Below are 19,445 nucleotides of genomic sequence, written 5' to 3'. Positions count from 1 at the left end.
GGAGTACCGCGAAGATGACCGAACCCCTGCGCGCGGCCGAGCCCCGGCCCGCGACCGACCCCCTCCTCACCATCGAGGACCTGCACGTCGACATCGCCTCGCGCGAACGCACCGTGCACGCCCTCGACGGCGTCTCCCTGACCCTGGCCCCCGGTGAGGCCCTCGGCATCGTCGGCGAGTCCGGCTGCGGCAAGACGATGACCGCGCTGAGCATCCTCGGGCTGCTGCCGCCGGGCGGCGAGATCACCGGCGGCCGCGTCCTGTTCGACGGGCAGGACCTCGCCGCCGCTCCCGCGCCCGTCCTCCAGGACGTCCGAGGTGACGGCATCGGCATGGTCTTCCAGGACCCGCTGACCTCCCTCAACCCGACGATGACCATCGGCGCTCAGGTGGCGGAGCCGCTGCTCCTGCACCGCCCCGGCATCGGCGGGAAGGAGGCCCGGGCGCGCGCCCAGGAGATGCTGCGCCTCGTCGCCATGCCGCAGCCCGCCGAGCGCATGAAGGCCTACCCGCACCAGCTGTCGGGCGGCATGCGGCAGCGCGTGGCGATCGCCATGGCGCTGGTGTGCGAACCGAAGCTGCTGATCGCGGACGAGCCGACGACGGCCCTCGACGTGACGACGCAGCACCAGATCCTGGAGCTCGTCGACGACCTGCGCGCCCGGCTCGGCATGGCGATGATCCTGGTGACGCACGACCTCGGAGTGATAGCCAACCGGGTGGACCGGGTCGCGGTGATGTACGCGGGCCGGGTCGCCGAACAGGCCGACGTGCGCGACCTGTTCGCCCGGCCGCGCCACCGTTACACCGAGGCGCTGTTCGCGGCGCTGCCCGAGCGGGCCGCCGACAGCGGCACCGAACTGCACACCATCCCCGGCCTGCCGCCGAACCTGGTGGTGCGCCCCACGGGCTGCCGTTTCGCGCCGCGCTGTACCTTCGCGACGGACGAGTGCCGTGCCGGGGAACCGCCGCTCGCGGACGATGCCGTGCGCGGCGCGGCGCACCGGTTCGCGTGCTTCCACCCGGTGCCGGAGAAGGCCGCGTCCGAGGACGACGTGGTGACGCCGGCGGCCGTGCCCGCCACCGCCGCCCCCGGTGACGTGCTCCTCGAACTCGACTCGCTGGTGAAGGAGTTTCCGCTCAAGGGCGGCGCGTTCTCGCGGAGCCGGGGGACGGTGAGCGCGGTCGGCGGGGTGTCGCTGTCGGTCCGCAAGGGCGAGACGTTCGGCCTGGTCGGCGAGTCGGGCTGCGGGAAGACGACGCTCGGGCGGATCGTCGCGGGTCTGGAGGAGCCGACGGGCGGCGCGGTGCGCTTCGAGGGCGCCGATCCGTCACGGATGTCACGGGCGGAGCGGCGCGCGCACCGGCGGCGCGTCCAGCTGATGTTCCAGGACTCCACCGCCGCGATGGACCCGCGCATGCGGGTCGGCGAGATCCTCCGCGAACCGCTCGTCATCCAGCGCGCCGGCAACCGTCCCGAGCAGGAGAAGCTGATAGCCGGACTCCTCGACGCCGTCGGCCTGCCGCGCGGTGCCGTGTACCGCTATCCGCACGAGTTCTCCGGCGGCCAGCGTCAACGGCTCGGCCTGGCGCGGGCGTTGACGCTCTCCCCCAACCTGGTGGTCGCCGACGAACCGGTGTCCGCGCTCGACGTGTCCGTACAGGCGCAGATCCTCAACCTGATGCGGGAGCTGCAGCGCGAGCGCGGCCTGACCTATCTGTTCATCTCGCACGACCTGGCCGTCGTACGCCATCTGGCGGACACCGTCGGCGTGATGTACCTGGGCAAGCTGGTGGAGTCCGGCCCGGCCGCGCAGGTGTACGCGCATCCGCTGCACCCCTATACGCGGGGCCTCCTGGACACGGTCAACCTGCCCGACCCCGAGGCCGCGTCCGCCCCACGGCGCGCGCCCCTTCAGGGCGAGACCCCCTCCGCGGCCGAGCCCCCGTCCGGCTGCCGCTTCCGCACCCGCTGCCCCGTCGCCCAGGACATGTGCGCCACGACGGAACCGCGGGCCACTACCCCGAACGGGGCCGGACACGAGGTGGCCTGCCACTTCCCCCTGCCGGCCCCTCGGCTAGCGTCGACGACGTGAAACTCACCGAAGCCCTCACCCGGCGCCCGGTCGTCCTCGACGGCGGTCTGTCCAACCAGCTGGAGGCCGCCGGGCACGATCTGAGCGACGCCCTGTGGTCCGCGCGGCTGCTCGCCGACGAACCGGCGGCGATCGAGGCAGCCCATCGCGCGTACTACGAAGCGGGCGCCGAGGTCGCGATCACCGCCAGCTACCAGGCGACGTACGAGGGATTCGCGCGGCACGGAATCGACGCGGCGCGCACGCGCGAACTCCTCGCCCTCAGCGTGGAGTTGGCGCGGCGCGCAGGCGCCGGGCTCGGGCGTGAGGTGTGGGTGGCCGCGTCGGCCGGGCCCTATGGGGCGATGCTCGCCGACGGCTCGGAGTACCGGGGGCGGTACGGCCTCTCCGTGGACGCGCTGGAACGCTTCCACCGGCCGCGGCTCGAAACCCTCGCCGAGGCCGGGCCCGACATCCTCGCCCTGGAGACGGTCCCCGACGCCGACGAGGCACGGGCACTGCTGCGGGCGGTCCGCGGCCTGGGGGTGCCGGCCTGGCTGTCGTACAGCGTCGCGGGCACGCACACGCGCGCGGGACAGCCCCTGGCCGAGGCCTTCGCGCTCGCCGCCGATGTGGACGAGGTGGTCGCGGTCGGCGTGAACTGCTGCGATCCCGGGGACGCCGGCGCCGCGGTGGAGCTCGCCGCGCGGGTCACCGGGAAGCCGGTGGTCGTCTATCCGAACAGCGGTGAGACGTGGGACGCGGACGCCAGGGCCTGGCGGGGGCCCGCGCGGTTCGCAGCCGGGCAGGCCGCGAGGTGGCGGGCGGCGGGGGCGCGGCTGGTGGGCGGGTGCTGCCGGGTGGGTCCGGCGGCGATCGCGGAGGTCGCCGGGGAACTCGCGGGGCCTGGGCCGAAGGGCTGAAAACACGGCGCTGGCCTGCGGGAACGTGACGCCGGAGGGTGACTGTCAGTGGTGGGGTGCAGACTGACGGATACCTGAGACAACGACGTCGCGGAGGTGGCCACCATGGCCGAGGTACTTCTGACCGTAGGCACACGCAAGGGCCTCTTCATCGGCCGCAGGCGAGGCGGCGCCTGGGAGTTCGACGACAGCCCGTACTTCAACGCGCAGGCGGTGTACTCCGTCGCCATCGACACCCGCGGCTCCACCCCCCGGCTCCTCGTCGGCGGTGACAGCGCGCACTGGGGCCCCTCCGTCTTCCACTCCGACGACCTCGGGCGTACGTGGACGGAGCCGGCGAAGCCCGCCGTGAAGTTCCCCAAGGACACCGGGGCTTCGCTGGAGCGGGTGTGGCAGCTGCACCCGTCGGCCGCCGAGCCGGACGTGGTGTTCGCGGGCACGGAGCCCGCCGCGCTGTACCGCTCGGAGGACCGCGGCGAGTCCTTCTCGCTCGTCCGTCCTCTGTGGGAGCACCCCACCCGCTCCAAGTGGGTGCCGGGCGGTGGCGGAGAGGGCCTGCACACCGTGCTGACCGACGCCCGCGACGCCGGCGCGGTGACCGTCGCGGTGTCCACCGCCGGGGTGTTCCGCACCCTGGACGGCGGCTCGAGCTGGTCCCCGTCGAACAGCGGCGTGTCCGCGGTCTTCCTGCCCGAGCCGAACCCGGAGTTCGGCCAGTGCGTGCACAAGGTCGCGCGGGACGCCGCCGACCCGGACCGGCTGTATCTGCAGAACCACTGGGGGGTGTACCGCAGCGACGACGCGGGCGCGCACTGGACGGACATCGGCGAGGGCCTCCCGTCCACCTTCGGCTTCGCGGCCGTCGCCCACCCGCACCGCGGCGACACCGCGTATGTCTTCCCGATCACCGCGGACAGCGACCGCGTCCCCGCCGACCGCCACTGCCGTGTCTACCGCACCCAGGACGCGGGCAAGAGCTGGGAGCCGCTCAGCGCCGGCCTGCCCCAGGAGGACCACTACGGCGTGGTGCTGCGCGACGCCATGTCCAGTGACGACTGCGACCCGGCGGGCATCTACTTCGGCAATCGCAACGGGGAGGTGTTCGCGTCCGCGGACGACGGCGACAGCTGGCAGCAGCTCGCCTCGCACCTGCCGGACGTCCTCTGCGTACGGGCAGCGGCCATCGGTTGATCTCCCCCGCCGTTACGGCAGTAGGGTGACGCCGTGGCACCACGACCCTTGCATGAAATCGTCGAGTCCGGCTGGGCGAAGGCCCTGGAGCCGGTGGCCGAACGGATCGCCTCGATGGGGGACTTCCTGCGCGCGGAGATCGCCGCCGGGCGCACCTATCTCCCGTCGGGGGCGAACGTTCTGCGCGCCTTCCAGCAGCCCTTCGACGACGTCCGCGTCCTGATCGTCGGCCAGGACCCCTACCCCACGCCCGGTCACGCGGTGGGCCTGTCGTTCTCGGTCGCGCCCGACGTGCGGCCGCTGCCCGGCAGCCTCGTCAACATCTACCGCGAGATGAACAGCGACCTGGGCCTGCCCGCGCCGTCCAACGGTGACCTCACGCCCTGGACCGAGCAGGGCGTCCTGCTGCTCAACAGGGCACTCACCACCGCCCCGCGCAAGCCCGCCGCCCACCGCGGCAAGGGCTGGGAAGAGGTCACCGAGCAGGCCATACGGGCGCTGGCCGCCCGCGGGAAACCGCTGGTGTCGATCCTCTGGGGGCGGGACGCCCGCAATCTGCGGCCACTGCTCGGGCAGTTGCCTTCGGTGGAGTCCTCGCACCCCTCCCCCATGTCGGCGGACCGTGGCTTCTTCGGCTCGCGCCCCTTCAGCCGGGCCAACGACCTGCTGGTCCGGCAGGGGGCGCAGCCGGTGGACTGGCGGCTGCCGTGACACCCGGCGAGTGGGTACTGGGCGTCGACTCCGGCGGCTCCGGACTGCGGGCGGCGCTCCACGTGGCACACGGCACGGGCCGCGCCGGCCCGGTGCGCTCCTCGGGTCCCGTACGCACCGGTCCGCTCGGCATTGACGCCGGGCACTTCATGGAGCAACTCCTGCCACTTGCGCGGGGCTTGCTGGAAGCGTCGGGCGGCGGGCGGATCACGGCCGTCGCCGTCGGTGCGACGGGCATGGCGACCCTCGGTGACGACCTCCGCGCCGGACTGCCGGCGGCGCTCGCGCGGACGCTGGGGGTACGCCGCACGGCGCTCGCCGCGGACGCCGTCACCGCGTACGCGGGCGCGCTCGGCGACCGCCCCGGCGCGGTCGTCGCGGCGGGCACCGGCATGATCGCGACCGGCACCGACCTGACCGTGTGGCGCCGCGCCGACGGCTGGGGGCATCTGCTCGGCGACTGCGGCAGCGGTGCCTGGATCGGCCGCGCCGGACTCGAAGCGGCGATGCGGGCGCACGACGGCAGACGCGGCGGTTCGAAGGTGCTCCTCGCACGCGCCGAGGAGCTGTTCGGCCCGCTCGCCGGTCTGCCGGCCCGGCTCTATACCCGTACCGACCGGCCCGCGGTGCTCGCCTCCTTCGCGCCGGAGGTGGCCGGCTGTGCAGCGGACGACACGGTGGCGGGCGGCATCCTGCGGGCCGCGGCCCGCCACATCGCGGAGGCCGCGGCCGCCGTCTGCCCCTCCGCCGGCGCGTGCGAAGTCGCCCTCACCGGCGGCCTCTTCAAACTGGGCGAGCCCCTGCTCGCACCCCTGCGCGACGAACTGGCCGAGCAACTGCCGCACGCACGGCGCGTTCCCGCGGCCGGCGATCCGCTGGACGGCGCGCTGCGCATAGCGGCCGATGTCGCCGCGGACCGGCTGCGGCTGCCGCTCGACGCCGGCATGCTCTCCGTCCACAGCGAAGGCGACAGTTGACCTCTACGTAATTCATCAGACAAAAACGGACTTATACCGCCCACCTGCACCCTCCCCGAACAGGGATGGCCCGCAAGCCAGTAGCATGCGGGCGCATGAGCTCCCCCACTGGGCCCGCATCCGGCCTGCCTGTACGAATGCCGCGCCCCCGTCAGCCGGGCCGGCACCGCCGTCCGGAGCCCGTCGCGGCTCCTGAGGGCGCGCCCGCACTTGTTCTCGCCGTGCCGGGCACCCCCAGCACGTCCACGCGCGGCCTCGCCGAGGAAGTCGTGAGCATCGCCCGCTCCGAGCTGCCCGGTCTCGACGCCAGAATCGGTTACGTCGACGGTGAGGAGGACGCCACCGTCACGTCCTTCCCCGAGTTCCCCTCGCTGCGGTCCGTGCTCGCGCACGCGGCCGCCGAGCGCACCGCCCGCGTCGAGCGTGCCCGCGCCGCCGGCGCCGAGGTCGCCGACCCGGAAGGCCCCGTGGCCGTCGTCGTGCCGCTGCTCGCGGGACCCGACAGCGCGCTGATGCGCCGCATCCGGCAGGCCGTCATGGACAGCCGTGCCGCCGCCGAGCTGACGGACGTCCTCGGCCCCCACCCGCTGCTCGCCGAGGCGCTGCACGTGCGGCTCTCGGAGGCCGGGCTCGCCCGCGCCGACCGCGCCCGCCTGTTCACCGTGGCGACCGCCGCGGACGGCATCGTGCTGGCCACGGTCGGCGGCGAGGAGGCCGTGCAGGCCGCCGGGATCACCGGCATGCTGCTCGCCGCGCGCCTCGCCGTGCCGGTGATGGCCGCCGCGCTCGACGAGGAGGGCGCCATCGCCGCGATCGCCGAGCAGCTGCGCGGCTCGGGCTCGGCCCAGCTGGCGCTCGCGCCGTACCTGATCGGCCCGGAGCTCGACACCGCGCTGCTCGACGCGGCCGCGAAGGAAGCGGGCTGCTCCGTCGCCGAGCCGGTCGGCGCCTACCCGGCGATCGGCAAGCTGGCGCTCGCCAAGTACACGACGACGCTCGGCATCACACCCCAGCAGCCTTCGGGCACGCCTGTGCACTGAGCCGTTCCGTGGATACGCCGATGGGCCCGCCCCGATGTGGGGGCCGGGCCCATCGGCGTATCCGCCGTGCGGAGGGCCGCCCCAGCGGTCCCAGCAGCCTCAGCCGAAGATCACGCAGGAGGCGGCAGGCACCTCGATGGAGCCCGCCCGGCTCGGAACGCCCGTCTCCTGGTCGATGTCGAACCAGGTGACGTCTCCGGAGTGCTCGTTCGCCGCGTACAGGTGGCGGCCCGCCGGGTCGATGGCGAGGTCGCGGGGCCAGCGCCCGCCGCACGGCACGGTCGCCGTCAGCCGGGGCGCGTCGCCCGCCTCGTCCAGCGCGAGGACCGAGATGACGTCCGCGCCCGCGCCGCGCGTGGCGGTCCACAGGAACCGCCCGTCGGGCGCGACGACGACCTCCGAGGGGTACGCGTCGCCCTCCGGGGTCTCCGTGAGGACGGGCAGCTCACCGAGCGGCTCCAGCACGCCGTCGGCGGCGTCCCACGCGCAGACGGTGAGGGTGGGGCTGAGCTCGTTCAGGACGTACGCACGGTCGCCGCGCGGATGGAACACGAGGTGCCGCGGGCCGGAGCCCGGGCGCAGCGCGACCTCGCGCCGCAGGGTCAGCTCCCCGCCCGGCTCGCCACCCTCGAACGCGCAGACGCGCACGGAGTCCGTGCCGAGGTCGACACTGACCGCCCAGCGGCCGCTCGGGTCCGCGAGGACCTGGTGGGCGTGCGGGCTCTGCTGACGCTGCGGGTGCGGGCCCGAGCCGGTGTGCCGGAGCTCGCTCGCCGCCGCGGCGGCGAGGGTTCCGTCGGCGCTCAGCGGCACGGCGGTGACGCTGCCCGAGCGGTAGTTGGCGGCGAGTACGTGCCCGTCGTACAGCGCCAGGTGCGTGGGCGCCGAACCGACCGGCACGGGCGAACCCGCGAGCTCGGCCGTGTCCCCCGCGGTCCGGAAGGCGGCGAGGGCGCCGTCCGGGGTCTCGCTGACCGCGTAGAGCATGTCCCCGGAGGGCGCGAGGGCGAGGTAGGACGGGTCGGCGACCGCGTCCGTGGCGCCGAGTACGGTCAGCGCGCCGGTGTCCGGGGCGACGGCCGCGGTGACGACGCCCGGCCCTCCGGCCTTGCTGAAGGATCCGATGTACGCGCGCTCCGCCTGCCTGCCGACGACCACTGCCAGTCCCCTTTCGACCGGGGCGCCACGTCCGAGGCGCCGCTCGTGCGGCCGACGCTAGCAGCCGGTCTAGACCAGGCGGCGGGCAGGCAGGCCGGCTGTTGGACGCGGACCGCTCCCGCACGGCCCGCGTCCGTTGACCGCGGGATTACCCCGCGAGAGGTCTGATCCACCGTGTATGTGCCCGGTGCACATGCTCCCCCCACCCGGAGGGGGGGAGGGCGGGCAGGACGGCCCGGGGTGGCCCCGGAGCGTGCCGGGCGTGATGGTGGGCAGGTGGATCACGTGACTGACCCCGGCTTCTTCGCCCGCGGGTACGGGCCTCCGCCACGCGAGGGCCGTCCCGCCATGGTGCTCGTCCACGGACTCGGGCTCTCCGGGCGGTACTTCGTGCCACTGGCGCGTCGGCTGGCCGCGGGAGGGGCGAGCGTGGTGGTGCCGGACCTGCCCGGCAACGGCCGTTCCCGGGCCGCCGTGCGCCGCGCACCCGATGTCGGGCAGCTCGCCGACGCCCTGGCCCGCCGGTACCGGCGGCTGTCCCTGGGCCCGGGCCCGCTGGTGGCCAACTCGGTCGGCTGCCAGGTGGCCGCGGCCCTGGCCGCCCGCCACCCCCACCTGGTGAGTCACCTGGTGCTGACCGGTCCGGCGCTCGAACCGGGAGTCTCCGGCCGGCGCCAGTTCGGGCGCCTCGTCGCGGACGCGCCCAGGGAGCCCCTCGGGCTGCTCTCGCTGGCCGCGTTCGACTACCTGGTGACCGGCCCCCTGCGCTGCGCCGCCTCCTTCCGCCACTCGCTGCGGGACGCGGCCGAGTCATTCGAGGTGAACCTGGAGCGGGTCCGCGCGCCCACGCTCGTCGTACGGGGAGCGGGTGACACCATCGCCTCCGGCACGTGGGCCCGGCGCGTGGCGGGTCTGGTCGCCGACGGGCGCGCGGTGGACATCCCGGGCGCGGCGCACGCGGCCCACTACAGCGCGCCGGACGCCATGGCGGAACTGATCGGGAAGTTCACGGCGGGAGAGCCCGGATGAAGCGGATGAAGTCCTCGAAGGAGCCCGCCTCCGCACGGCCCGGCCACGGATCGTCCGAGCACACACCGTCCGGACACGCACCGTCCGGGCACCGGGAGCGCCCCTCCCCCTGGCTGCGTCTGCTGCCCGGCATCTCCCCCAAACGCCGGGGTTTCGTCCTGGCCTGGTGGGGGTTCGCGCTCACCTTCGGCGGGATGCGTCTGCTGACCTGGCTCATCCACATCGACGTGGCCGGGATCGGTGACATGCAGGCCGGCGGGGTGCACATCCACCACTACGTGTGGGGCATCGTGCTGCTCGCGGTCGTGGGCGCGGCGGGCCTGGCCGACCGCTCGGCGCGGGCCCGCGCCTGGATGGGTCTCGCCTACGGGGTGGGCCTGGCCCTCGTCGTCGACGAGGCGGCGCTGCTGATCAGCCTGGAAGACGTGTACTGGGACACCGAGGGCGGAGTCAGCATCGCCCTGGCCATCGCCGTGATCGCCGTCGCCGGCAGCGTCCTCGCGGTCACGCGGGGGCGGCGCGCGTCGAAGGACGATCCGGACGACGACGGGCCGGCGGGGCGGAACGGCTGAAGGCCGCCGCTAGGGCGTGTCTTTTGGATCGGTCCGGTCAGCCCGCGGTGTCTGGTGCGGTGCATCGCAAGGCGGAGCATCGCCCGCGGACTGGGTGTCCGTGGGTGATGCGACAACGCCGCGAGGCGCCGTGCCAGGCGTCGCGGGCCCGGGCTGATCCAAAAGACACGCCCTGAGCGGGGTCCACGTCGGCGTGGAGCATGTGGTGGTCCGAGTACGGGCTGTGCTCCACGCTGTGTTCGATCGGGGCGACGCCGCGCAGGAAGACGTAGTCGAACTTGAGGGCCCAGTCGGTGGTCGGCTCGCAGGTGGCGGCGGACGCGGGGCGGCACCGGGAGCCCGTGGCGTCGGACAGCTTCCACATCGGGGCGAGTTCGGGCGCGTCCGGCACGGCGTTGAAGTCGCCGAGCACGATGGCGCGGTCGTGCCGGGCGACGGCTTCGGCGAGTACGCCGGTCTGTTCCGCCCGGACCGCTTCCTGCTGTCGCTGGGCGAGGTGTGTGTTGAAGACCCGGACGGGGCGGCCGCCCACCAGCGTGGTGACGGCCATGTACCCGCGGTCCTCGGATCCGCCGTCGGGGTACTCCACCTTGACGGGGTCCGCCATCGGCGCCGCCGAGAGAATCGCCTGACCGAAGCCTCCCGGATGCCACGGCACTCCCCCGCAGCGGCCCCAGTCGCGCAGAACCGGCCCGTACTCGACGTGGTAGACGAGCCCGTAGAAGCGCTCCAGGTAGTCCCTGATCCGCTCGACGTCCCGCGTGCACGCCTCTTGCAGACCGATGACCTGGGGCGCGTACGTGGCGATCTCCGCAGCCCGGTCGACGTCGCTCTTCTCGCAGGGGTTGCAGATGTTCCACGTCATGACCCGGTTCGGTACGACGTCCTTGACGGCGTGCACGGGCAGTGGCCTGCCGATGGGGACACCGCTCGGCGCGCTGGGACCGACGAACACCATGCAGGCCACGGCCATGACCACCGCGAGCAACCCCGTACCCCGTCCGAGCACCAACGCCTCCCTACCCCGCATGGACACGACGTCCGACGTCTCCATGCATGAGGTTATGGGGTCAGCCGCCGGCCACCGGCGTGCGGGTCACCCGCTGCAACGGGGCCGCGAGTTCGACGAGGGATTTCTCCAGGCTGTGCAGGTGGGCGAGGGCAGGCTCCAGGACGGCGGCATGGTGCGGTTCGCCGGGGGCACCCGCGGCCCTCGGCGCCGGTTCCCGCGCCGTCAGGGACTCGACCGCGGCCTCGACGCGCCAGCACGCGGCGGCGAGCCGGGCGTCGTGGGACGCCTCCGGGTCCCCGGCGATGGACGCCAGCCCCCGGACCTCACGCGCGCAGTCGTCGAGCAGGGCGATCACCCTCAGGGCACGGCCCTTGCGTGCCCGCAGCGGACTGAGTGGATGCACGAGCGGAGCGAGGGACAGGCGCACCCGCCCCAGGATCGCCTCCAGTTCCGCGACCCGCGGAGCCGGGTCGGCGGACGTCGACCCGGCAAGCCGGGCCGCGGCTTCCGCGGTGCAGGCATGCACACACAGGAGCGCCCGCTCGACCCAGGCGTCGGTCGTGGAGTGGGTGGAGATGGGCAGGATGAGCAGCACGGCGAGCACGGCACCAAGGGCTCCGACACCGGTCTCGACCAGCCGCAGTCCGAGCAGGCTCGCGTCCAGCACCCCGAGAAGGCCGTACAGGGAGCCGGCAAGGACCGTCACCGAGAGCATCATCCAGGAGTAGGAGACGGCGGCCGTATAGAAGATGCCGAAGACGCTGATCGCGATGAGCAGCGCGCTCGGAACGGGCGCACCGTCCAGCGGCACGACGAGCACAAGGCCGGCGCCGATCCCGACGAACGTTCCGAGCACCCTGCGGAAGCCGCGGACGAGCGTCTCGCCCCGCGATGTGGTGTTCACGAAGACCCACCAGGTGGCCCCCACCGCCCAGTACCAGCGGTCACCGGATATCGCCTGCCCCACGGCGAGCGCGAAAGCGCCGCCTATCGTGGCCTGCACCGCCTGCCGGGTGGTCGCCCGCGCCAGCCCTTCGCCGCTCGGCGGGGCGGGCACGGCGGCAACGGGCACCCCGCGCTCGTAGCACCAGAGCCCGAAGCGGACCGTGGAGGAAGCGGCCAAGGAGAAGAGGACCGCCGCGTAAAGCTGGGGAAGCTGTTCCAGCTCGGCGTGGAGGAACTGCGTGCTGAAGAACATCATGAAGGCGAACACGCCGAGCGAGTGGCCGCGCGGCCCCCACCGCCGGGCGTACACGCCGACGCCCATGACGGCCAGGAAGGCGACGTCCCGGGCCACCGGATAGTCGTGCAGCCCCGCCGCGAGGGCGAGCACGGGGAAGCCGACGACGGGCAGGAGCGCGGTGGTGACCGCCTGGCCTCGCACGGTCGGGTCCGTCACCGTGAAGAGCGCGAGCAGCGCGGCGAGCCCACCGGTGATCGCCGCGGCGAGCGAATGCCCCGCCACGCCGCACACGACCACGGCCAGCGTGATGCCCAGGACCGCCCGCGACGCGAACCGCAACCGCGCCCGCCCCGGATCCGGCGCCACGAACACCCTCTTCAGCACGGCTTCCCGCCCCTTCCGCCCAGCTCGACCTGCCCGCATGAAAAAGGCGCCGCGGAGATCCGCAGCGCCATCGACAGACCCATCACACCATCTGGTGGCCTCCTGGCTCAACCGACACCCTCACCACTGGGCCAATGGATCAGCGGCGTGCCGCCGAGCTGGACCACGGGCAGGCCAATGGACCACGGCAGGAGCTTCACACCCGCCGGCGCAGTCCGACGGGGTCGAGGGTCAGGTACAGGCCCGCCGACGCCTGATCGGGGCGTGTGGGCAGGGGGAGCATGTGGCTGGTGCCGTGGCCGCCCAGGCCCTGGGGGCGGTGGCCGTCGACGGGGTGGCGGGTGAGCCGGTCGAAGAGGCGGGCGGTGGCCTCGTCCTGTGCGTCGCCGAGGTCCTCGGCGCCGGTCACGATGTTGAGGAACGACTCGTGCAGGCGCAGCCCCCGCTGGTCGCGGTGGCTGAGGGACTGCGCCCTGCGGAAGTAGGCATCGCGGCCGTCGTGGATCCGGTAGAAGGCGCCGACGAGGATGAGCAGACGTTCGTAGGCGTGCCGGTAGGCGGTGCGGTAGAAGCGCTGGGCCGCGGCTTCGTCGAGCTCTCCGCGCAGGACGCTGCCGATCGCGGCGGCGGAGAGCAGGCCGCTGTACATGGCCAGGTGGACCCCCGTCGAGAGCAGGGGGTCGAGGAAGCAGGCGGCGTCCCCGGCCAGGTAGTACCCGGGGCCGCAGAACTCCTCCGCCACGTAGGAGTAGTCGCTCTCCACCTTGAGCCCGGAGACCCGTTCCGCCCCGTTCAGCATGCGGCCGAGGAGCGGGCACCGGGTGAGGGCCTCCTCGTAGACGCCGTCGAGGGAGCCGTGCCGCTGCCTGGCGCGGTTGAAGGAACGCTTGTCCGTCACCAGGCCGACGCTGAGGGTGCCGTCGTGCAGAGGAATGGCCCAGAACCATCCGTTGTCGGGAAGGGAGAAGACACCGATCGCCCCTTCGGGCGTGCCCTCCAACGGTGCGGCCCCGCGCCAGTAGCCCCAGGCGGCCACGTTGCGGAACACGTCGTGGAAGCGGCGCGTACGCAACTGCCGTGCCGCGAGGAGGCCGTTGCGGCCGGAGGCGTCGACGAGGCAGCGGAAGGACGTCTGCCCGTCGCGGCCGGACGGGGAAGAGGTCCAGGTGGCCGAGGTCGCCCGCTCGCCGGTGAATTCGACGCGGCGTACGCGAGTCTCCTCGCGCACCTCGACCCCCTGCTCGCGGGCGTGCTCCAGCAGCAGACGGTCGAACTCTGAGCGGATGACCTGGAAGCTGTAGGTGGCGGGCCGGTCGGGAGTGTCGAACCGCAGTTGCCACTCCTGACCGCTCCAGCCGTAGAACGCTCCGGTCTTGCGGATGAACCCGTGCCGCTCGACCAGGTCACGGGCGCCCAGCACGTCGAGGACGGGCAGCAGGGAGGGCAGCAGCGACTCCCCGATGTGGTAGCGGGGAAAGCGGTCCCGCTCCAGGAGCGTCACCTCGAAGCCCTGCCGGGCCAGCACGGTGGCCGCGGTCGAGCCCGCAGGACCGCCTCCGGTGACCAGTACCTGCGTCCGCTCCCGCTGCGCCCGCTCCACGCGTGTCGGCTCCACGTCCAGCCCCTCGTCCGCCGGTCACCATGTCCAGTAGAGACGGAGGCGCCACCGCCGGGCAAGAGGTGTCAGAGCCTGCGGCCCGTTCCCGTCGTTCGGGCGGGGCGGGAGAGCAGCAGCAGGCTGTGTGGGGCCATGGAGACCTCGCCGGACGCCTTGTGTTCGACCTCGTCCGCGATCCCCTCCGGGTCGGAGGTGTCGATGCGGGCCGTCCAGCGCTCGCCGTACGTGGCGTCCGGCAGGTCGAAGACGATCGGCTCCTGGTGGCTGTTGACCAGGAGGAGGAACGAGTCGTCGACCACGGGTCTTCCCTGGGCGTCGGGTTCCGCGATGGCGTCGCCGTTGAGGAAGACGCCGACGGCGTGCGCGTCGGGCCACTGCCAGTCCTCGTCCGTCATCTCGCGCGCGTCGGGCCGCAGCCAGACCAGGTCGGGCAGCGGCTGGTCCTCGTGTGTCGCGGTGTCGCCCCGGAAGAAGCGGCGGCGGCGCAGCACGGGGTGGGCGAGGCGGAGCCGGATGGCGCGGCGGGTGAAGTCGATCAGCTCGCGCTGCGCGGCGGTGAGGTCCCAGTCGATCCAGGAGAGCTCGCTGTCCTGGCAGTAGGCGTTGTTGTTGCCCTGCTGGCTGCGGCCGAGTTCGTCGCCGTGGGCGAGCATGGGGATGCCTTGCGAGAGCATGAGCGTGGCGAGGAAGTTGCGCTGCTGGCGTGCGCGGAGTTCGAGGACCGCCTCGTCGGTGGTGGGCCCTTCGGCACCGCAGTTCCACGAGCGGTTGTCGCTCTCGCCGTCCTGGTTGTCCTCGAGGTTGGCCTCATTGTGCTTCTCGTTGTACGAGACCAGGTCGCGCAGGGTGAATCCGTCGTGCGCGGTGACGAAGTTGACGCTGGCGCGCGGGCGGCGGCGGTCGTGCTGGTACAGGTCGGAGGAGCCGGTCAGCCGCGACGCGAACTCGGCGAGCGAGTGGTCGGCGCCGCGCCAGAAGTCCCGTACGGAGTCGCGGTACTTGCCGTTCCACTCCGACCAGAGCGGCGGGAAGTTGCCGACCTGGTATCCGCCGTCGCCGACGTCCCAGGGCTCGGCGATGAGTTTGACGCGGCTGACCACGGGGTCCTGCTGGACCAGGTCGAAGAAGGCCGAAAGACGGTCCACGTCGTGGAACTGCCGCGCGAGCGTGGCCGCGAGGTCGAAGCGGAAGCCGTCGACGTGCATCTCGCTGACCCAGTACCGCAGCGAGTCCATGATGAGCTGCAGGACGTTGGGGTGGCGCATCAGCAGGCTGTTGCCGGTGCCGGTGGTGTCGAAGTAGTGCGCGGGATCGTCTTCCGCGAGGCGGTAGTACGACGCGTTGTCGATGCCCCGGAAGGCGAGCGTGGGCCCGTTCTCGTTCCCCTCCGCCGTGTGGTTGTAGACCACGTCGAGGATCACTTCGAGCCCGGCCCGGTGCAGCGCCTTGACCATGGACTTGAACTCGGTGACCTGCTCGCCGCGCGAGCCGTGCGCCGCGTAGGCGTTGTGCGGGGCGAAGAAGCCGATGGAGGTGTACCCCCAGTAGTTGGACAGGCCCCGGTCGCGCAGGAAGCCGTCCTGGACGTACTGGTGGACCGGCATCAGCTCGACCGCGGTCACGCCCAGGGACGTGAGGTGGTCGATGACCGGCTCCGTCGCGAGGCCCGCGTAGGTGCCCCGCAGTTCGGCGGGCACGTCGGGGTGCGTGCGCGTCAGTCCCCGTACGTGCGTCTCGTACACGACCGTCTCGGCGTACGGGCGGCGCGGCGGTCTGTCGTCCTCCCAGGGGAAGGACGGGTCGGTCACCACGGAGAGCGGGGTGTGCCCGGCGCTGTCGGCGGGGTCAGGACCGTGGGCCGCGCGTTCGAAGAGAGAGGCGTGGTTGTCCGTCTGCCCCTCGATGGCCCTGGCGTACGGGTCGAGGAGCAGCTTGGCGGGGTTGCAGCGGTGGCCCGCGGCGGGGTCCCAGGGGCCGTGCACCCGGTAGCCGTAACGCCGGCCCGGACCGACCCCCGGCAGATAGCAGTGCCAGACGAAGCCGTCGACTTCGGTGAGGGTGATGCTCCGGTGTGTGCCGTCGTCGTCGATGAGGACGAGGTCGACCCGGTCGGCCACCTCGCTGAACAGGGCGAAGTTGGTTCCTTCACCGTCATAGGTGGCACCGAGGGGGAAAGGGGCACCGGTCCAGATGCGCACGCAACTGCCTCCGTACGGATGGGCTTGGGTCGGGCGGCTGAAAGGGGGGCGGGCGTGTCGGATGTGTCGGGTCGGTGTGGCGGGTCGGGTGTGCCGGTGTGGGTGTGCCTCGCGTGGCCGCGGCCGCTCACTCGGGCAGCCGCGGCCGGCACATCGCCTCACGACGGGTCGGGCGTTCACGCGTGACGTACGTTCACGCCACCCATGCGTGACCGGCGTTCACACAGCGGGCTCCGGCTCCAACTCCGGCTCCGGCACGGGCTCCCGCTCCGGCACGGCCTCACCCGCTGCCACCATCCTCGTCCGGAACTCGTCCGGCCGCAGCGCGCGGGCGCTCGGCGAGACCGGGGCGGCCACAGCGACCGGGACGGGAAGCTCCGCTTCGCTCGCGTTGGCGAGCACGGCGTGGCGCACCTCGCGCGGCAGCTCCAGCTCCTCGCGCAGGTCGGGGGCGGGCGCCGCCGGGGCCAGCGGGGCGCGTTCGGGCGCCCGGGCACGGCGGGAGAACCAGATGATCTTGCCGTTGGTCGCGGGGAAACTGCCCCAGCCGTCGCTCAACGCGGCGATCTGCGTCAGACAGCCCTGCGGCCCGTAATGCCGCTCGGGCAGGTCGCGGTTGTTGTCCGACACCGCGGTGATGAGGTGCTGCCCGCTCCACCACATCTCCACGACGGTGTTCTTGTCGTCTCCGTACTCATCGATCTCCCGGAGCAGCACTCCGGTGCAGTGGCAGACGGATTCGACGAGAACCTCCAGCCCCCAGTGCCGGAGATGCGCGGTCAGAATGCGTCTGACCTGGTCGATCCTCTCCGAGCTGACCTCGACATCGAGGTGGTAGTAGCAGGGGATCGCGGATTTCATTGCTCTTGGCTCCTCTCGGCGAAGCTGTTCGCTCCGCCTCGGCCTGACTGACCGAGCCCCGAACACGAAGCGTGAGCACTGATCGCTTCTGAGTCAGTCTCAGCCTGCGAGCACTACTCCATCCGCGCAACACGAGACGGCGCCCGAACGGTAGTTGAATACCCAACAGGACGCTGGGTGCTCATACGTGCACGATGAGTCAGAAGGTTTCGCGGAGACGAGAAGGTGACCAGCTTGATGCTGCTGCCCGCCAGAGCCGAGGTCGCCCGGCATCTGCGTCAGTACCGGTCGTGGGAGCGGCGGCTGCTCGCCCATCCGGCCGACCTCGCCGTGCGCATGCGGTTCGAGGACACGGCGTACACGCTGTGTGTGCTGATGGGTGAGCCCAAGGCGCGGTTGGCGGCTGACGCCGCCGAGCTCTATCTGCGGCCACGAGCCACGCGCCGGCGGAAGCCGCCCCCGGTTCCCCGGGGCCTGTGACGACGCGCGGCACCTGCGAGACGGACCGAACTGCACGAAAGCCCGGCGGAGGAGGGACCGATGACGTCAGCTCCACAGACGAGCCCTGATCCCGCCGCCGTGACCGTGCCGGTCCTGGACGTGCAGCCGGTCGTCGACCGCGGCCGGCGCCCCGCGAAGGCGGTCCCCGGCGAGACCTTCCGGGTCACGGCCACCGTCTTCGGCGAGGGCCACGCGGCGGTCGGTGCCAATGTCGTCCTGCTCGGCCCGGACGGCCGCCGCGGGCCGTGGACGCCGATGCGTGAACTCGGCCCGGGCAGCGACAGGTGGGGCGCGGACGTCACTCCGGACGCCGAGGGGCACTGGACGTACCACGTGGAGGCCTGGGCGGATCCCGTGCGGGACTGGCGGCGCTCCGCCGAGATCAAGGTCCCGGCCGGTATCGACGCCGGGCTGATGCTCGAAGAGGGCGCGCTGCTGTACGAGCGTGCGGCGCGCGGAGTTCCGAAGGGTGCGGAACAGCGGGTGCTGCTGGCCGCGGCCGGAGCGCTGCAGGACGAACTGCGGTCTCCGGCGGCGCGGCTGGCGGCGGCGCTCGCTCCGGAGGTGGAGGCGGTGCTCGCGCGCCACCCCCTGCGTGACCGGCTCTCCCGCTCGCCCGGGTTCCCCCTCTTGGTGGAACGGCAGCGGGCTCTTTTCGGGTCCTGGTACGAGTTCTTCCCCCGCTCGGAGGGTGCCGTCGTCGAGGAGGGGGAGCCGCCCGTCTCCGGGACTTTGCGGACCGCCGCCGAACGGCTGCCCGCCATCGCGGAGATGGGCTTCGACGTCGTCTATCTGCCGCCGATCCACCCCATCGGCTCCACCTTCCGCAAAGGGCCCGACAACACCCTCTCCTCAGGACCGCACGACGTCGGTGTGCCCTGGGCGATCGGTTCCCCGGAGGGCGGTCACGACGCGGTCCACCCGGATCTCGGGACGCTCGACGACTTCGACGCGTTCGTGCGCCGGGCCGGTGAGCTCGGCCTGGAGATCGCCCTCGACTTCGCGTTGCAGTGCTCCCCCGACCACCCCTGGGTGGAGAAGCACCCGGAATGGTTCGCGCACCGCCCGGACGGCTCCATCGCGTACGCCGAGAATCCGCCGAAGAAGTACCAGGACATCTATCCCATCGCCTTCGACGAGGACATGCCGGGGCTGATCGCGGAGACCGTGCGGCTGCTGCGGTTCTGGATGGGCCACGGTGTACGCGTCTTCCGCGTCGACAATCCGCACACCAAGCCCGTCGTCTTCTGGGAGCGGGTCATCGCCGAGGTCAACGGCACCGATCCCGACGTCATCTTCCTCGCCGAGGCGTTCACCCGGCCCGCGATGATGCGGACGCTCGCGGCCATCGGTTTCCAGCAGTCGTACACCTACTTCACCTGGCGCAACACCAAGCAGGAGATCACGGAGTATCTCACCGAACTCTCCGGTGAGACCGGGCACTTCCTGCGCCCGAACTTCTTCGTGAACACCCCCGACATCCTGCCGGGCTACCTCCAAAAGGGTGGCAGGACCGCCTTCGAGGTGCGGGCCGTGCTCGCCGCCACGCTCGCGCCGAGCTGGGGCATGTACGCCGGGTACGAACTGTGCGAGAACACCCCGGCGCGCCCGGACTGCGAGGACTACCTGCACTCGGAGAAGTACGAACTGCGCCCGCGCGACTGGGAGGCCGCCGCCCGGGAAGGCCGCTCGATCGCGCCCCTGATCACGGAGCTCAACCGGATCAGGCGCGGCCATCCCGCCCTGCGACTGCTGCGGAACCTCCGATTCCACGAGGCCGACAACGACGCGGTCATCGTCTACAGCAAGCGCGAGGGCCAGGACACGGTCCTGGTGGTCGTGAACCTCGACCCCCACCACACCCAGGAGGCCACGGTCACGCTGGACATGCCGCAACTCGGCCTCGAAAGGGACGGCTCCGTGCCGGTGCGCGACGAGCTCACCGGCGAGACCTACCACTGGGGCAGGGCCAACTACGTGCGCCTCGAACCGGGCCGCGCCCCCGCGCACAT

General features: G+C 72.5%; 15 protein-coding genes and 1 pseudogene. 10 read left to right on the top strand and 6 right to left on the bottom strand.

Going from position 1 to position 19,445, the window contains the following annotated elements:
* Window positions 1-14: 14 nt before the first annotated feature.
* The 6 genes from ACI2L3_RS38000 (at window position 15) to ACI2L3_RS37975 (ending at window position 6,917) form a co-directional block, all read left to right on the top strand.
* A complete protein-coding gene (locus tag ACI2L3_RS38000; protein ID WP_404757026.1) occupies window positions 15-2,096 on the top strand; it encodes a dipeptide ABC transporter ATP-binding protein in 2,082 nt (693 codons plus the stop codon).
* Window positions 2,093-2,998: a homocysteine S-methyltransferase gene (gene mmuM, locus ACI2L3_RS37995; protein ID WP_404757025.1), complete on the top strand. Its 906-nt coding sequence runs from the start codon at window positions 2,093-2,095 to the stop codon at window positions 2,996-2,998. The genes ACI2L3_RS38000 and mmuM overlap by 4 nt, the downstream gene beginning before the upstream one ends.
* A gap of 105 nt (window positions 2,999-3,103) precedes the next feature.
* On the top strand, window positions 3,104-4,189 hold the full coding sequence (locus ACI2L3_RS37990) for a WD40/YVTN/BNR-like repeat-containing protein (protein WP_404757024.1): 1,086 nt from the start codon (window positions 3,104-3,106) through the stop codon (window positions 4,187-4,189).
* A 33-nt stretch (window positions 4,190-4,222) separates the two neighbouring features.
* Complete coding sequence (locus ACI2L3_RS37985; RefSeq protein ID WP_404757023.1) at window positions 4,223-4,900, top strand: uracil-DNA glycosylase; 678 nt, start codon at window positions 4,223-4,225, stop codon at window positions 4,898-4,900.
* Window positions 4,897-5,877 carry an N-acetylglucosamine kinase gene (locus ACI2L3_RS37980; RefSeq protein WP_404757022.1) on the top strand — a complete coding sequence of 327 codons (981 nt, stop codon included), beginning with the start codon at window positions 4,897-4,899 and terminating at the stop codon, window positions 5,875-5,877. The genes ACI2L3_RS37985 and ACI2L3_RS37980 overlap by 4 nt, the downstream gene beginning before the upstream one ends.
* Before the next feature lie 95 nt (window positions 5,878-5,972).
* Window positions 5,973-6,917, top strand: coding sequence for a sirohydrochlorin chelatase (locus ACI2L3_RS37975; RefSeq protein WP_404757021.1), 945 nt, complete (start codon window positions 5,973-5,975; stop codon window positions 6,915-6,917).
* Window positions 6,918-7,016: 99 nt separating this feature from the next.
* Here ACI2L3_RS37975 and ACI2L3_RS37970 read toward each other — a convergent pair whose 3' ends face one another.
* Complete coding sequence (locus tag ACI2L3_RS37970) at window positions 7,017-8,075, bottom strand: lactonase family protein (protein WP_404757020.1); 1,059 nt, start codon at window positions 8,073-8,075, stop codon at window positions 7,017-7,019.
* A gap of 285 nt (window positions 8,076-8,360) precedes the next feature.
* Here ACI2L3_RS37970 and ACI2L3_RS37965 point away from each other — a divergent pair, with 285 nt between their 5' ends.
* A complete protein-coding gene (locus ACI2L3_RS37965) occupies window positions 8,361-9,104 on the top strand; it encodes an alpha/beta fold hydrolase (RefSeq protein WP_404757019.1) in 744 nt (247 codons plus the stop codon).
* Window positions 9,101-9,676 (top strand): hypothetical protein, encoded by a 576-nt coding sequence (locus ACI2L3_RS37960; protein WP_404757018.1) that lies wholly within the window; start codon window positions 9,101-9,103, stop codon window positions 9,674-9,676. The genes ACI2L3_RS37965 and ACI2L3_RS37960 overlap by 4 nt, the downstream gene beginning before the upstream one ends.
* A 37-nt stretch (window positions 9,677-9,713) precedes the next feature.
* Here the strand turns inward: ACI2L3_RS37960 and ACI2L3_RS37955 are convergent, their stop codons facing one another.
* The 5 genes and pseudogenes from ACI2L3_RS37955 to ACI2L3_RS37935 form a co-directional block, all read right to left on the bottom strand.
* Window positions 9,714-10,730 carry an endonuclease/exonuclease/phosphatase family protein gene (locus tag ACI2L3_RS37955; protein WP_404757017.1) on the bottom strand — a complete coding sequence of 339 codons (1,017 nt, stop codon included), beginning with the start codon at window positions 10,728-10,730 and terminating at the stop codon, window positions 9,714-9,716.
* Between the two features lie 16 nt (window positions 10,731-10,746).
* On the bottom strand, window positions 10,747-12,255 hold the full coding sequence (locus ACI2L3_RS37950) for an FUSC family protein (RefSeq protein WP_404757016.1): 1,509 nt from the start codon (window positions 12,253-12,255) through the stop codon (window positions 10,747-10,749).
* A 196-nt stretch (window positions 12,256-12,451) separates the two neighbouring features.
* Entirely contained in the window at window positions 12,452-13,870 is a 1,419-nt protein-coding gene (locus ACI2L3_RS37945) for an NAD(P)/FAD-dependent oxidoreductase (protein WP_404757015.1), read from the bottom strand.
* 68 nt (window positions 13,871-13,938) lie between these two features.
* Entirely contained in the window at window positions 13,939-16,065 is a 2,127-nt protein-coding gene (glgX, locus tag ACI2L3_RS37940) for a glycogen debranching protein GlgX (protein WP_404757078.1), read from the bottom strand.
* Between the two features lie 399 nt (window positions 16,066-16,464).
* Window positions 16,465-16,932 (bottom strand): annotated as a pseudogene (locus tag ACI2L3_RS37935) (pep a2); the annotation flags it as partial.
* Between the two features lie 237 nt (window positions 16,933-17,169).
* Between ACI2L3_RS37935 and ACI2L3_RS37930 the strand changes: the two are divergent.
* Both ACI2L3_RS37930 and ACI2L3_RS37925 read left to right on the top strand, forming a co-directional pair.
* Window positions 17,170-17,412, top strand: a complete 243-nt coding sequence (locus ACI2L3_RS37930) for a DUF5133 domain-containing protein (RefSeq protein ID WP_404757077.1) — start codon at window positions 17,170-17,172, stop codon at window positions 17,410-17,412.
* A gap of 60 nt (window positions 17,413-17,472) precedes the next feature.
* Window positions 17,473-19,445, top strand: a 1,973-nt coding sequence (locus ACI2L3_RS37925) for an alpha-1,4-glucan--maltose-1-phosphate maltosyltransferase (RefSeq protein WP_404757014.1), incomplete at its 3' end; no start/stop codon positions are given.

It is taken from the genome of Streptomyces sp. NPDC029674 (assembly GCF_044903205.1).
In the GTDB taxonomy this organism is placed as follows: Bacteria; Actinomycetota; Actinomycetes; order Streptomycetales; family Streptomycetaceae; genus Streptomyces.
Note: the sequence above shows the minus strand (reverse complement) of the source record. Positions and strands in the feature narration are given on the sequence as shown.